This window comes from Streptomyces sp. NPDC029296 (assembly GCF_055569255.1).
In genome coordinates this window covers 23,404-35,996 of sequence record NZ_JBVHXT010000053.1, presented here as the reverse complement: position 1 = coordinate 35,996, position 12,593 = coordinate 23,404, and the positions used below count along the sequence as shown (strand labels likewise).

Here is a 12,593-nt window from a genome sequence, read left to right as displayed (position 1 = left end):
TGCGGGACCGCGTCGTGTCAGCCGAGCGGGTCCAGCGTGAGATACGCCTGCCGCGGGCCGCCGTCGTGCACCAGCGACTCCTGGTCGCCGACGTCGTCGAAGGCGAACGCGTAGGCCTTGCCGTCGGCCATCTGCGCGTGGACGGCGCGCGCGTACTGGTTGGTCACCGCGTCCCGGTAGAAATCGGCCGTCGCGTTGTCCGGCTGGTTCGCGCTGACCAGCAGCGTGGAGCGGTTGAAACCGGCGCACAGCGTCCGGGAGATGGGCCCGCGCACGGCGTCGTTGGGCGCGTCCAGCAGCCTGTGGCAGCCGAAGACGCTGGACGCGTCGGGCTTCTGGAAACTGGTGACGACCGCGCCGGCGGAGTTGGTGAAGTTCATGACGTTGCCCGAGACCCGGCCGTAGTACTTGGTGTTCGGCTGGTCCGCGAACGGCGTGACGGTCAGTGTCGACGTCGTGTACTTCTGCCAGACCCGGTTCACGTAGTCGTCCAGCACGTTCGCCGGCAGCGCCCCGGTCTCCACGCCGTACAGCGGGGACAGCGCCCGCAGCACCGTGCCGTCGGAGCGGGTCTGGATCAGGCCCGCCCAGCCGCCCGGCTGGGCGCGCAGCGCGGAGAAGAAGCCGCTCCAGCCACCGGACTTCAGATGCCCGGTGGTGCTCACGCCGCCGTCGGCGCGCTGCACGCCGACCGCGTACGGCGCCGAGAACATGTCCACCTGGGTGCTGTTGAGCCACAGCCCGGCGTCGTTGAGCGTGTACTCCGACCAGTTGAAAAGGATGTCGCGGTTGGGGTCGGACGGGTTCTGCACGGCCGGCTGGACCAGCCCGCCGGTGGTCAGCCGGAAGTCCAGCTTGCGGCCGTAGGAGAAGTAGATCCGGCCGGAGAACTTGGGGATGCGGATCGTCTTGGACTGGCCGGCGGCCGGCCCCGGTATCGCCGCGTCCGGCGCGGGAGTCGGCGGGTTCCCGCCGGCCGGCCAGGCGTGGAAGACGCCGTCCGCGTCGGCCCAGCCCTGCCGTCCCGAGGACAGCTGGGTGCCGAGGTCGTAGACGTAGACCGGTTCGGAACGGCCCGAGTTGTTGGTGATCGTCAGGGGGATGGTGTCGGGGACGGCGGCGTCGGCGCGGCCCGGGGCGCCGAGCGCGAGCAGCCCGCCGAGCAGCGTCGTGGCGGCGGCCAGGGGCAGCACGCCCCGCCTGAGCGTGAGAGGCACTCTCCACCTCCGTGTGGGGTCGGGGTCGTACGGAATTGGTCCGTACCGCTGTGAGAGCGCTCTCAGATTCCGGCCACGGCGAGTGCATGTCAATGTCTGGGACGCGATCGGCCCGGTGTCCGCCGGGCGGCGGACACCGGGCCGTGCCGTCAGAACGCGCGCTGGAACAGGTCGAGCAGCGCCGCCCAGTGCCGTTCGTCGGCCTTCCGGTCGTAGGCGGGGGTGTCCGCCTGGGTGTAGCCGTGGTGGGCGCCGGCGTAGACCTCGCAGGTGTGCCGGACACCGGCGGCGGTCAGCGCCTCCTCGAAGCGCGCGATCTGCTCCGGCGGCAGCGACGCGTCCTCGTCGGCGTGCCCGAAGTACAGCTCCGCGGTGATGCGCGGGGCCTCCCGGTGCGGGCTGTCCGGGTCGTCGGTGGCCAGGCCCCCGCCGTGGAAACCGGCCGCCGCCGCGACCCGATCCGGGTAGGCACCCGCCGTCCACAGCACGAGCCGGGAGCCCATGCAGTAGCCGGTCAGCGCGACCGGGCCGTCCGCCACCAGCGGACTGTCGGCCAGCCAGCGCAGATAGGCCCCCGCGTCCCGCTTGACCAGGTCCGGCGTCAGCCCGGCCAGTACCGGGCCGAGCCGCTCCCAGATCGTCGGGTCCGCGCCCGGGTCGATGAATTCGGGCAGGTCCACGACCGGCGCCCGGCCGAGCCGGTAGAACACGTTCGGCAGCAGCACGGTGTAACCCGCCGCGGCCAGCCGGTCGGCCATCGACTTCAGGTGCGGTCGCGCGCCGTAGGCGTCCTGGTAGAACAGCACGCCCGGGCGGGGGCGGTCGTCGGCGGGGCGGACCAGGTAGGCGTCGGCGACGCCGTCCTCGGTCCGGACGTCGACATCGTCACGCCGGAGATCGGTCATGGTGGACAAGCCCTCCCTCGGGAAACGGGCGCCGGGCGGGGGTGACCCCGGCGCCATGGTGACGTCCATGCTGTCACGCAAGATCGGCGACGCCCGCGGGTGTGGTGTTCGGGCACGGGTGCACGGGGCGTGGGTGTGCGGGGGCGCGCCCATGGGGGAGCACCTGTGTGCGTGCGGAGCGCCTATGTGGGCAGCGTCTGTGTGCGGAGCGCCCATGTGCGGGGAGCACATGTGGGGAGCGCCCCTGTGTGAAGCCCCCCTCGCGGATCGTCCGGGGCCTGTCCGCTCACTCGAAGCGGCTGGTGTCGCCCGCGCCCCACCGGACGATCTCCGCCTCGCCCCCGGAGAAGTCGACCACCGTCGTCGGCTCGGTGCCGCAGTCGCCGGAGTCCACCACCGCGTCCACCACGTGGTCGAGCCGGTCCTTGATCTCCCAGCCCTGCGTCAGCGGCTCCTCCTCGTCGGGCAGCAGCAGCGTGCTGGACAGCAGCGGTTCGCCCAGCTCCGCCAGCAGCGCCTGGGTGACCACATGGTCCGGGATGCGCACGCCCACGGTCTTCTTCTTCGGGTGCAGCAGCTTGCGCGGCACCTCCCGGGTGGCCGGCAGGATGAAGGTGTAGCTGCCGGGCGTGGACGCCTTCACCGCCCGGAAGACGTCGTTGTCCACCCGGACGAACTGGCCGAGCTGCGCGAAGTCCCGGCACATCAGGGTGAAGTGGTGCCGGTCGTCCAGCCGGCGGATGGCACGGATGCGGTCCATGCCGTCCCGGCTGCCCAGCCGGCAGCCGAGCGCGTAACAGGAGTCGGTCGGATATGCGATGAGTGCTTCCGAGCGCACCGCGTCGGCGATCTGGGCGATGCTGCGCGGTTGCGGGTTGTCGGGATGCACGTCGAAGTACTTCGCCACCCGTCGAGCTTATGCCGTCCCGGACACCGCACGCGCGCCCCGGTCACCCACCCGCCCCCGCCGCCCCGCACGGCACACCCGGCCGGGGGTGCCCGGCGGGCGGGAGCGGACCGCACGGCCCCGGCCGGTACACGGCCCGGCCGGCCCTCGCGGGTGTACGGCCCGGGAGGCGCCCACGCCCTGGTGACCCCGGCGTTCCCCGCTTCCCGGACGGCCCGGGAAAGATTTTTCGGATCGTCTGGAATTCGGCCGCGTACATCCCGGATTCCGGGGCATCCGAGCACTGAGCCGCTCGGGGACCCCCCGCCCCGGGCGCGGCGTCTCCGCCGGCGGCCCCGTCCCCCCGGGCCGCCGGCGGAGCCATGTGCGGCCGGCGGCCGTCCGGGCCACCGGACCCGGCGGCGCTCAGCCCCCCAGCCGGACCGGGATCTCCTGCCAGCCGTGGGCGATGAACGACGGCAGATGGCGCAGTTCGCCGGCCGCGCGGGCCAGGCGCAGGCCGGGGAAGCGGGAGAACAGGGCGGGCAGCGCGGTCAGCGCCTCCAGACGGGCCAGCGGAGCCCCGACGCAGCGGTGCACGCCGACCCCGAACGCCAGGTGGTCCCCGGCCGCCCGCGCCGCGTCGAAGACGGCCGCGTCGGGGCCGTAATGCGCCGGGTCCAGGCCCGACGCGGCGTACGTCGTGATGATCGCGTCCCCGGCCGGAATCGTCACGTCCCCGACCGTCAGGTCCTCCACCGCGAACCGCAACGGCAGCGCGGCGATGGACGGATGCACCCGCAGCGTCTCGTCGACCACCGCGCCCCAGCCGACCTCCCCGGCGCGCACCGCCGCCAGCTGTCCGGGGTCGGTCAGCAGGGCGACCACCGCGTTGCCGATGAGGTTGACGGTGGTCTCGAACCCGGCGCCGACCACCAGCAGCAGCGTGTGCAGCAGTTCCTCGTCCGAGAGCCGGTCGCCGCCCTCGTCGCGCACCCGGATCAGCTCCGTGGTGATGTCGTCACCCGGCCGGGCCCGCCGGTACTCGATCAGCGCGCCGAGCACCGAGCCGACCCGTTCGCGCACCGAGGCCGCGAACTCGGGGCTGGGGTCGGAGGTGTTCATGAAGTCGGCGATGAGTCGCGCCGCATCGGGCCGCAACGCCTGGGGGACACCCAGGAGTTCGCAGATCATCCGCATCGGCAGGGGATGCGCGAGCCCGTCGCGCAGATCGACCACGCCGCCGTCGGCGCCCGCGGCCTGCAGCACGTCCAGCAGCTCGGCCGTCAGCGCGGCCACCCGGGGCCGCATCGCCTCGGTGCGCCGGTGGGTGAAGCTCGGCGCCACCAGCCTGCGCAGCCGGGCGTGGTCCGTGCCGTAGGTGGTGAGCATGTTGGTCACGCTGACCCAGTTGGCCATCCACCCCCAGGACGGATGCGCGTCCAGCTCCGGCCACAGCCGCCAGTGCCGGCGCGCGTCCTTGCTGACCCGGGGATCGAGGATGAGGGTCTTGAGTGTGTCGTAGCCGGTGGGCGCCCAGGCGGGGATGGATCCGGGCAGCTCCACGGGTACGACGGGGCCGAGGACGCGCAGCCGTGCGCTCTCCCCGGCGATGTCGGAGCCGAAGGGGTCGAGGGCGATACGGTCGGTGACGGTCACGACGGTCTCCCAACTGGTCGGCCATGCCTGGGGCGGTCCCGGTCCAGTACACCGCGTCACCGCCCGTGCGCACACCGCTTCCGTGTCATCTGCCCCGGAATGGGGCCCAGTTCGGCCCCCCACCGGCCGCCGGCCCGGCGTGGGAGGGAAGCCATGCCGACGGCCTCCGGCGCCGCCCGCCCGGGGTTCACCCGGGCCCTCCACCCGTCCCCGCCGCCTCCGGAGCCAGGACCAGCATGGTCGCGTCGTCGCGGACCCGGTAGCGGCGTCGTACCAGGTCCTCCCACACCGCGCCCGGCAGGCCGGCGGACGGGGTGCCGGCCAGGGCGGTCAGCCGTCGCGGGAGCGGGTAGAAGGCTCCGTCGGCGTCCCGGGCCTCCCACACGCCGTCGGAGGCCAGGAACAGGCGGTCCCCCGGACCGAGCGGCACGGTGACCTCCTTCGGCGGGTCGACACCGGCCAGCCCGATGCCCAGCGGCGGCGCGGGCGCGACGGTCACCTCCCGGGCCGCTCCCGGGCGCAGCAGCACGGGCGCCGGATGCCCGCACGCCACCACCCGTACCGCGGCCGTGCCGTCGGTGAACTCCAGCAGCAGGGCGGTGGCGAACAGCTCCGCGTGCCCCACGTCCGCCGAGTCCACCGCCAGCCGGCGGTCCAGCCGCGCCGCCACCGACGCCAGGTCCGGCTGGTCCAGCGCGGCCTCCCGGAACGCCCCCAGCAGCGACACGACCGTGGCCACCGCCGTCAGCCCGTGCCCCTGCACATCCCCGAACACCGCCCGCACCCCGTACGGCCCCGCCCGTACGTCGAAGAAGTCCCCGCCCACCAGCGTCCCGTCCTGCGCGGCCCGGTAGGAGGCGGCGCACCCGACCCGCCCGACCCGGTCCGGCAGCGGCGGCAGCACGGCCCGCTGCACCGCCTCGCCGATCGCCCGCTCGGTGTCCAGCTGGGCGTCCCGCCGGCTGCGCACATAGGACACGAACACGCTCAGCGCGGCCACGAACACGACGGTCAGCAGATCGGTGTCCCCGGGACGGTTCAGATGCGTGGCCGGAACGGTCAGCACCGCGACCCCGCCCACCCCGAGCACACCGGTGGTCAGCGGGCCGTAGGACAGGACCGCCAGCGGCGGGATCGCGCCCAGCAGGAAACCGAGATCGCGCGCGTGGGGTGTGATCAGCGTGGCGGAGCCGACGGCCGCGAGCAGGAGGACGGGCAGCACACGGACCCACCACGGCGGCGGTGCGCCGCGCAGCCAGCCGCGCTCCCGACGGTCCCCGCGCGCCCACCGGCCGCGTACCGATCCCACATCCCCACGCTACGCCGCCGCCGATGCCCCGCACCTCGCCCGGGTACGCGAAAACCGGTGGACGCCCGCCCGGCCGCCCGCCTAGTGTGGCCCCGCCACGCCCGGACCGGACGGAAGAAGGAGGCGAGTGCCATGCACGACGGCAGCGACAGGCGCTCCCCCCTCCCCGTGCCGCGGGCGTGTCACGTCTGATCCGATGATCCGACCGGGAGCGTCACCCATCCACGCATCCCGGAGGAATCCATGACCGGCCTGGTCATCCGCGCGCTCGACGACGGCAGCGCGCACCTGTTCCACACCATGCCCGACGCGCTCGCCCTGGGCGAACGGCACCGGCACACCCGCTACCGCCCCGACTGGCAGCGCGTCGCCCTGCGCGACGGCCGCGTCGTGGCACGCGCCGCCTGGTGGGCCCGCCCCGAGGACCCCGAGCCCCTGGTGATCAACTGGCTCGACGTGGCCGAGGGCGAGGAGGAGGCCGGCGCCGCACTGCTGCGGACGGCCCCCTGGCGGACCCCCGAGCTGGAACTCGACCTGCCGCCCGGCTGGCGGGACGACCCGGGCCTGCGGGTCGCGGCCGCCACCGGCGCCGCCGCCGCGCTCCGGGCCGGCTACACCCCCTTGGTGGAGCGGTTCGCCTACCGCTGGACCCCGGACCGGGGCCTGCCCGAACGGCCCGGACGGCTCGTCTTCACCGCCGAACCGGACGACGGCGTGTTCCACGACCTCTTGTGCCGCATCCACTCCGCCACCCTCGACGCCCACGCCCGCCGGGCCATCGAGCGGGGCGGCGTCGACCGGGCGGCCAGGGAGGAACTGGACTTCTTCCACTGGTTCCCCTCGCCCCGCGACTGGTGGCGGCTCGCCCGCACCCCGGCGGGCGAGCCGGTCGGCATCCACATCCCGGCCCGCAACCCCGCGGGACCGTGCGTCGGCTTCATCGGGGTGGTGCCCGAACAGCGCGGCCACGGCTACGCCTACGACCTGCTCGCCGACTGCACCCACTTCCTGGCCGGACAGGGCGCCGAGTTCATCGCCGCCGCCACCGACCAGGGCAATTTCCCGATGGCCGCGCACTTCATCACGGCCCGCTATCCCGTCGTACGTGAACGCGTCTCCTACTGGGCCGACCCGGCGGCCGGCGACGGGCACTGACGGCACGGAGACCGGTTCACGGCCCCCGGGCGGCCTACTCCCGGGCGGCCGTGAGCCGGTCCTCCGCCGCGGCCAGGATCTCGGTGACCCGCAGACCGAACGCGGCGTCGCAGGAGTGCGGACGGCCGGTGCGGGCGGCCCGGACCAGTGCGTCGGCGGCCCGGGAGAGCGCGGCGACCGCTCCCTGCGAACTGCCGGGCATGACCGACACGCCCGCCTCGCCCCGCAGCTCCACCTCGGCCCCGGCCGCCGCCGGCGGGGCCGTCAGGCTCAGGGTGAGCGAGCTGGACGCGCCGGTGGCGTGGTCGAGCACCAGATGGACGGTGTCCGCCGGACCGTGCGCCGCCGCCGCGACCCGCCGTACGTCGCCGAGGACCGGCAGCAGGACCGACAGGGCGTGCGGGCCGACGTCCCACAGCGCGCCCTTCTCCCGCCGCCACGGCGAGGCCGCGAACGGGCTGTCGCCCGTGAACACCGCCCCCAGCCAGTGGGCCCGCGCGGTGAACCAGCCCGTCACGGCGGCCTGTTCCTCGACCCAGGCCTCCGGCTCCTTCTGGAAGCGCGTGGTGAAGAACACCACCGACGCCACCCCGGCCCGCTCCACCGCCTCCACCACGGCCCGCCCCTCGGCGGCCGACACCGCCAGCGGCTTGTCCAGCAGCAGATGGCGCCCGGCGCCGGCCGCGCGTACCGCCAACTCCGCCTGCACCGACGGGGGCAGGGCCACCGCCACCGCGTCCACGTCGGCCAGCAGCGCGTCCACGCCGGCGTACGCGGCGACGCCGTAGCGCTCCGCCAGCTCCGCGGCCGCCTCCGGCCGGCGCCCCCACACCCCGGTGAACTCCAGGCCGGTGTGTTCCGCGAGGGCGGGAGCGTAGGTCGCCCGCGCCCATGGGCCCGTCCCCAGCAGTCCGATGCGCATGTCCCGTTCCCTTCCGACAGCCGTTCCCCGCCCCTTCAGGATGGTGCGCCGCGTGCGCCCTCCGCACACCCGGGGCCCCCTTTCGCCTGCCCCGCGAGCCAGCCGGCGATGGCGGCGGCGATCGGCTGGCCGGTGTCCATCTCCACGAACCCGAACTGGCCGGACTGGTTGCACTCCAGGAACCACCAGATCCCGTCCGCGTCCTCCGCGAAGTCGAAGGCGCCGTAGGCCAGCTCCGCACCCGTCATGTACCGCAGCACGCCCTCGGCGACCCGTGGGGGCACGTCCGCGGGCAGCCAGGGAGAGACCGACGGGGCGAAACGGACGTCCACGTCGTCCGGGTGGGCGTCCGGGTCGGCGGGTTTGCGCGCGGCCAGCAGCGTGCGGCCGACGACGGTGAGCCGGATGTCGGCCCGTTTGGCGATCCGCCGTTGCAGCAGGGTCGGGCCGTAGGCCACCGCGGTGAAGTCGGTGTCCGGCGCGACGCGGCTGGTCGGCACGGACCGGGGCGGCTCCTGCGGATGCGCCCCGGAGACCGGCTTGACCACCAGGTCCGGGAAGCGCCGCGCGAACTCCCGCGCGGCCCGCGGGAACGTCGTGATGAGGGTGGCCGGCACCGCCAGCCCGCTGCGCTGGGCCAGGCCGAGCTGCCAGGGCTTGTGCCGGGCGCGGCGGGCGGCGTCCGGATGGTTCATCCAGCGGGCGTCGGTGCACCGCAGCATGCCGTACAGCGCCTGCGACGACTCCTCTGTCAGCCAGGCGGAGGGCTGCGCGGCGCGGGCGGCCGGGGTGCCCGGTCTGCGCACCCACACGGAGCGCAGACCGTCCATGCTCACCAGGCGCCCGCCGACGGACAGATGTCCCCGGCAGGCGCCCCGCACGTACTCGCCCGACAGCGCGACCCCGTTGGTCAGATCGGCGGGGTCGAGCCGGACGACGGGCACGCCGGCCTCGCCCAGCCGGAGGACCACCATGTCCGCCGTCACGTCTTCCTCACTGGTCAGGATGAGCACGGTCATTTGTGGGGGCCCGCGCCTCAGTCGTCGAAGTGCGTCTTGGAACCGGCGGTCGACGTCGTGGTCCCCAGGGCTCTCAGGGTCGCGTGGTCCATCGCGGCGATCCGCCCGTCCGGGAGGACGTTCACTTGCAGTCCGGAGTCGTACGCGTACGGAATGGTGACGTCCAACTGCACAGCGGGGCGCGCGTAGTTGAGCGTGAACGGTTGCATGGTCTCTCCCTGATTAGGCTTTCACGTCCTTATACGAATCGAACGGGTGATTGGTTTCCTTACTCTCCGTGACCACGGCGCGGTGGAGCGCCGCGGACGCCTACCGCGCGAGCGTCTCCCGCGCCGCCGTCAGGGCCTGTTCGGCGTACCCGCGCCCGAACAGCACCGCGTGCACCAGCAGGGGGAAGAGCCGGTGCAGCCCCACCCGGTCCCGCCAGCCGTCCGCCAGGGGCGCCGCCTGCCGGTAACCGACGCATACCCGGTCCAGGTGCGGACAGCCGAACAACCCCAGCATCGCCAGGTCGGTCTCCCGGTGCCCCCCGTGCGCGGCCGGGTCGATCAGCCGGACCTCGCCGTCGGCCGCCCACAGGATATTGCCGTTCCACAGGTCGCCGTGCAGCCGGGCGGGCGGCTCGGGCGGACCCGCCAGCTCCGGCAGCCGCGCGCACGCCCGCTCGAACACGGCGGCCTCCGCCGGGCGGAGCGTGCCGCGGTCGACCGCGCCGCGCACATAGGGCAGCACGCGGTGCTCGGCGTACCAGGAGGGCCACTCGGTTCCGGGCGCGTTGCGCAGGGGGGCCAGGCCGATGCAGGCGTCCTCGGGGCCGCCGGGCGGCGCCGCCCCGAAGCAGGGCGCCCCGGCCGCGTGCAGCGCGGCGAGGGCCTGGCCGAAACGGAGCGCCGCCTTCGGGCCGGGCGGCCCGGCCGGCACCCGCTCGGTCACCATCCAGTGGTCGTCGTGCCCCAGCACCGCCGGTACCCGGACCGCGTCCGCGGCGGCCAGCCAGCGCAGCCCCGCGACCTCCGCGCGCACCGCCCCGGGGCCGTCGCCCCGCTTCACCATCACCGGCGTCCCGTCGTCGAGCAGCACCTCGACGGGCGAGCCGGACGACGGCCGCCTCCCGGTGACGGGGCGCCCGGTGAGCCGGGCCGCCACCTGTCCTGGATCCTCTTCACGGTTGGCCACGGCCCCAGGGTACGGCCCCCAACAAGGGGGCCTCGCCGGGCAGTTCAACCATTGATACGACTGTTGCCAGCCAAACGGATGAGGTCAGCGGCCGGGGATTCCCAAGGGGCCGAAGGTGGCCGGGTGGCCTCGGTGACCGACGGGGAACGCGCCCCCCCGGGTGAGCCCCACCGGATTCGCGGCCGGCAGCAGCCCCGACTCCCGGACCGCGCGGGCCGGCGGCTCCAGGAGCGCGGCCAGACGCCCGGTGCGCTCGGCGCCCAGCGCGGTCCACGGCCGTTCGGCCGCCGCGTCGGTCAGCGCCTCCGTCCGCGCGCGCAGCGCCGCGCCCGCGGGCGTGAGCGAGCCGTCCGCCGCCAGCCGGCCCTCCGCGCGCAGCCGCTCCCCGGCCGCCGCCCACTCCTCCCGCGGCCACTTCCGTGTCTCGCGCAGGAAGTCCCCGTCGGACTCGCCGGCCGCCGCCTTGAGCACCATGGCCTCCACCGGCCCGAGCCCCAGGCCGACCAGCACCGCCACATGGGAGTCGCCCCGGTGCTCACGCAGGGTCGTGAGGGCCTGCCACAGCCGGGCGGCGGGCCGCTCCGGGCGGTCGAGCGCCTGGTTGGCGGCGGCCAGCACCCTGCCCGTGGTGTCCGCCGCCGCGGCGGCCTCCCAGGCGAGGTCCGCGGCCTCCGTGAAGGCGGCGGAGCCGACGGCGTCCGCGCCGAACATCCGGGTCATCGCCGCGTCCACCGCCTCCAGGCGGGCGGCCAGCGCCTCCGCCGGGGCCGCGTACGTCCAGGCGTCCGGCAGGGCCCGGGCCACCCGCGAGGGGTGGAAGACGTAGAAACAGCTCGTCACCACGGACGGGGTCACCGCGCCGAGCGGGGCGGCGCGCAGCGCGAAGTACCCCATCCAGAACCCGCGCAGCCCGAGGGCGTCCGCCGCCCGGTGCGCCTCCGGTGCGAAGTACACGAGGTCGTGCACCGGCTCGTACCGCTCCCACAGGGCGCGTGCCCTTCCGTCCGCCACCGCTTCCTCCCGCCGCGTCGCCCCCGCCGGCCGCCGTACGACCGTTGCCGTACGACCGTGCCGCCGTGCCGTCGGCACCAGCCTGCGTTATGACGACGGTCATAACAAGGGGTCCGGCGTCACCCGCCGCCCATTGACCCGTACGAGGGGCCGGGAAGGGGGCGCGCTGGGGCAGACGGGTGGTGTGGTGACACGGCTGGGCGGCTCGGATGGTGGGAGCCGGGGGCCTCGCTGACGGTGGTTCATGTCGGGACCGGGTCCATCCAGCTGATGAGGTATCCGCTGCCCGGTCACGGCGGAAGGACATCACTATGCGCTCTGCCCGCATGCTCCTGGCGACGGCGGCCGCCACGGCCGCCCTCGGCTTCACGACGCCCGGGGCCGCGTTCGCCGTTCCGGCCGAACACGACAGCGGTCGTGACGACTCCTCGTACAGCAGGGAGCACGACAGCGAATCCGACCGTGACGAGGGATCCGACAGCGACGAGAACAGCGACAAGGACAACGACAGCGACAAGGACAACGACTACGGCAACAAGCGCGGCGGCGGAGGGGAACACGACGGACCGCGCGGCGGAATGCACACGGGTGGCGGAGCGCTCGCCGCGGTGCGCAGCGGCGACTGGGGATCGGGCGGCGACGACAGCAGGTTCGACCCCGAGAGCTACCGCGACAAGGGCGGGGACGACGAGGAGGAGAAGGGCGGCAAGGAGGAAAAGGGCGGCGGCAAGGGTGAGAAGGGAGGCCGGAGCGGCAAGAGCGAGTGGGGCGAGGACGACGAGCACGACAAGCCGCGCGGTGGCATGCACACCGGCGGCGGCGCGCTCGCCACGCCCGGTGTCACCGCGGGTGGTCTCGCCGTCCTGGCCGTGGCCGCCACCGGCGTGTACACGCTGCGCCGCAAGAAGGCCGCCGGACCGGCGGCCTGACGGGCCGCCGCCGTGCGACAGGGGCCGCGGACATCGCCGCCACGCCATCCGGCCCGGCGGCCCGCGCCCCCGCACGGCGCCCGGGCCGTCGCCGGCTCCCGCGCCGGGGCCCGCGACGGGCTCCCGCGCCTGGGCCGTCGCGACGGGCTCCCGCGTTGGGGTCGCGACCGGTCTTCGTGCTCGGGCCGTCTTCGGGTTCCGTGCTCGGGGCGTCGTGGGCTTCCGTGCCGGGGCCCCGCGAGGGGCTTCCGTGTCGGGGTCGCGACCGGTCTTCGTGTCCGGGCTGCCGTCTTGGGTTTCCGTGCTTGGGGCGTCGTGGGCTTCCGTGCCGGGGCCCCGCGAGGGGCTTCCGTGTCGGGGTCGCGACCGGTCTTCGTGTCCGGGCTGCCGTCTTGGGTTTCCGTG

The 12,593-nt window shown here is 74.7% G+C and carries 12 protein-coding genes; 2 read left to right on the top strand and 10 right to left on the bottom strand.

All coding sequences use genetic code 11. The features are described 5' to 3' along the window. Positions 1 to 17 precede the first annotated feature (17 nt). The 5 genes from ACZ4W9_RS34985 to ACZ4W9_RS34965 all read right to left on the bottom strand — a co-directional run bounded on the left by ACZ4W9_RS34985 (position 18) and on the right by ACZ4W9_RS34965 (position 5,976). Positions 18 to 1,217 (bottom strand): glycoside hydrolase family 64 protein, encoded by a 1,200-nt coding sequence (locus ACZ4W9_RS34985; protein ID WP_467942540.1) that lies wholly within the window; start codon positions 1,215 to 1,217, stop codon positions 18 to 20. A gap of 149 nt (positions 1,218 to 1,366) precedes the next feature. Beyond that, on the bottom strand, positions 1,367 to 2,122 hold the full coding sequence (locus tag ACZ4W9_RS34980; protein WP_467942539.1) for a dienelactone hydrolase family protein: 756 nt from the start codon (positions 2,120 to 2,122) through the stop codon (positions 1,367 to 1,369). Positions 2,123 to 2,408: 286 nt separating this feature from the next. Next, a complete protein-coding gene (locus ACZ4W9_RS34975) occupies positions 2,409 to 3,029 on the bottom strand; it encodes an L-threonylcarbamoyladenylate synthase (RefSeq protein WP_467942537.1) in 621 nt (206 codons plus the stop codon). Positions 3,030 to 3,434: 405 nt separating this feature from the next. Continuing rightward, positions 3,435 to 4,667 carry a cytochrome P450 family protein gene (locus ACZ4W9_RS34970; protein WP_467942536.1) on the bottom strand — a complete coding sequence of 411 codons (1,233 nt, stop codon included), beginning with the start codon at positions 4,665 to 4,667 and terminating at the stop codon, positions 3,435 to 3,437. Between the two features lie 187 nt (positions 4,668 to 4,854). After that, on the bottom strand, positions 4,855 to 5,976 hold the full coding sequence (locus tag ACZ4W9_RS34965) for a PP2C family protein-serine/threonine phosphatase (protein ID WP_467942535.1): 1,122 nt from the start codon (positions 5,974 to 5,976) through the stop codon (positions 4,855 to 4,857). Positions 5,977 to 6,219: 243 nt separating this feature from the next. Here ACZ4W9_RS34965 and ACZ4W9_RS34960 point away from each other — a divergent pair, with 243 nt between their 5' ends. Further along, entirely contained in the window at positions 6,220 to 7,131 is a 912-nt protein-coding gene (locus ACZ4W9_RS34960; protein WP_467942533.1) for a GNAT family N-acetyltransferase, read from the top strand. Between the two features lie 34 nt (positions 7,132 to 7,165). On the opposite strand, the gene ACZ4W9_RS34955 is transcribed toward ACZ4W9_RS34960, so the two are convergent. The 5 genes from ACZ4W9_RS34955 to ACZ4W9_RS34935 form a co-directional block, all read right to left on the bottom strand. Beyond that, complete coding sequence (locus ACZ4W9_RS34955; protein WP_467942532.1) at positions 7,166 to 8,053, bottom strand: Gfo/Idh/MocA family protein; 888 nt, start codon at positions 8,051 to 8,053, stop codon at positions 7,166 to 7,168. A gap of 35 nt (positions 8,054 to 8,088) precedes the next feature. Then, positions 8,089 to 9,072, bottom strand: coding sequence for an ATP-grasp ribosomal peptide maturase (tgmB, locus tag ACZ4W9_RS34950; RefSeq protein WP_467942531.1), 984 nt, complete (start codon positions 9,070 to 9,072; stop codon positions 8,089 to 8,091). A 17-nt stretch (positions 9,073 to 9,089) separates the two neighbouring features. Continuing rightward, the gene (gene tgmA, locus ACZ4W9_RS34945) at positions 9,090 to 9,281 is read right to left on the bottom strand and encodes a putative ATP-grasp-modified RiPP (protein WP_467942529.1); all 192 of its coding nucleotides are present in this window, start codon (positions 9,279 to 9,281) and stop codon (positions 9,090 to 9,092) included. Positions 9,282 to 9,381: 100 nt separating this feature from the next. Then, positions 9,382 to 10,218 (bottom strand): fructosamine kinase family protein, encoded by an 837-nt coding sequence (locus ACZ4W9_RS34940; protein ID WP_467942576.1) that lies wholly within the window; start codon positions 10,216 to 10,218, stop codon positions 9,382 to 9,384. A gap of 114 nt (positions 10,219 to 10,332) precedes the next feature. After that, positions 10,333 to 11,259, bottom strand: a complete 927-nt coding sequence (locus tag ACZ4W9_RS34935) for an SCO6745 family protein (RefSeq protein ID WP_467942528.1) — start codon at positions 11,257 to 11,259, stop codon at positions 10,333 to 10,335. Positions 11,260 to 11,570: 311 nt separating this feature from the next. Here ACZ4W9_RS34935 and ACZ4W9_RS34930 point away from each other — a divergent pair, with 311 nt between their 5' ends. Next, entirely contained in the window at positions 11,571 to 12,188 is a 618-nt protein-coding gene (locus tag ACZ4W9_RS34930; RefSeq protein WP_467942526.1) for a hypothetical protein, read from the top strand. Positions 12,189 to 12,593 lie beyond the last annotated feature (405 nt).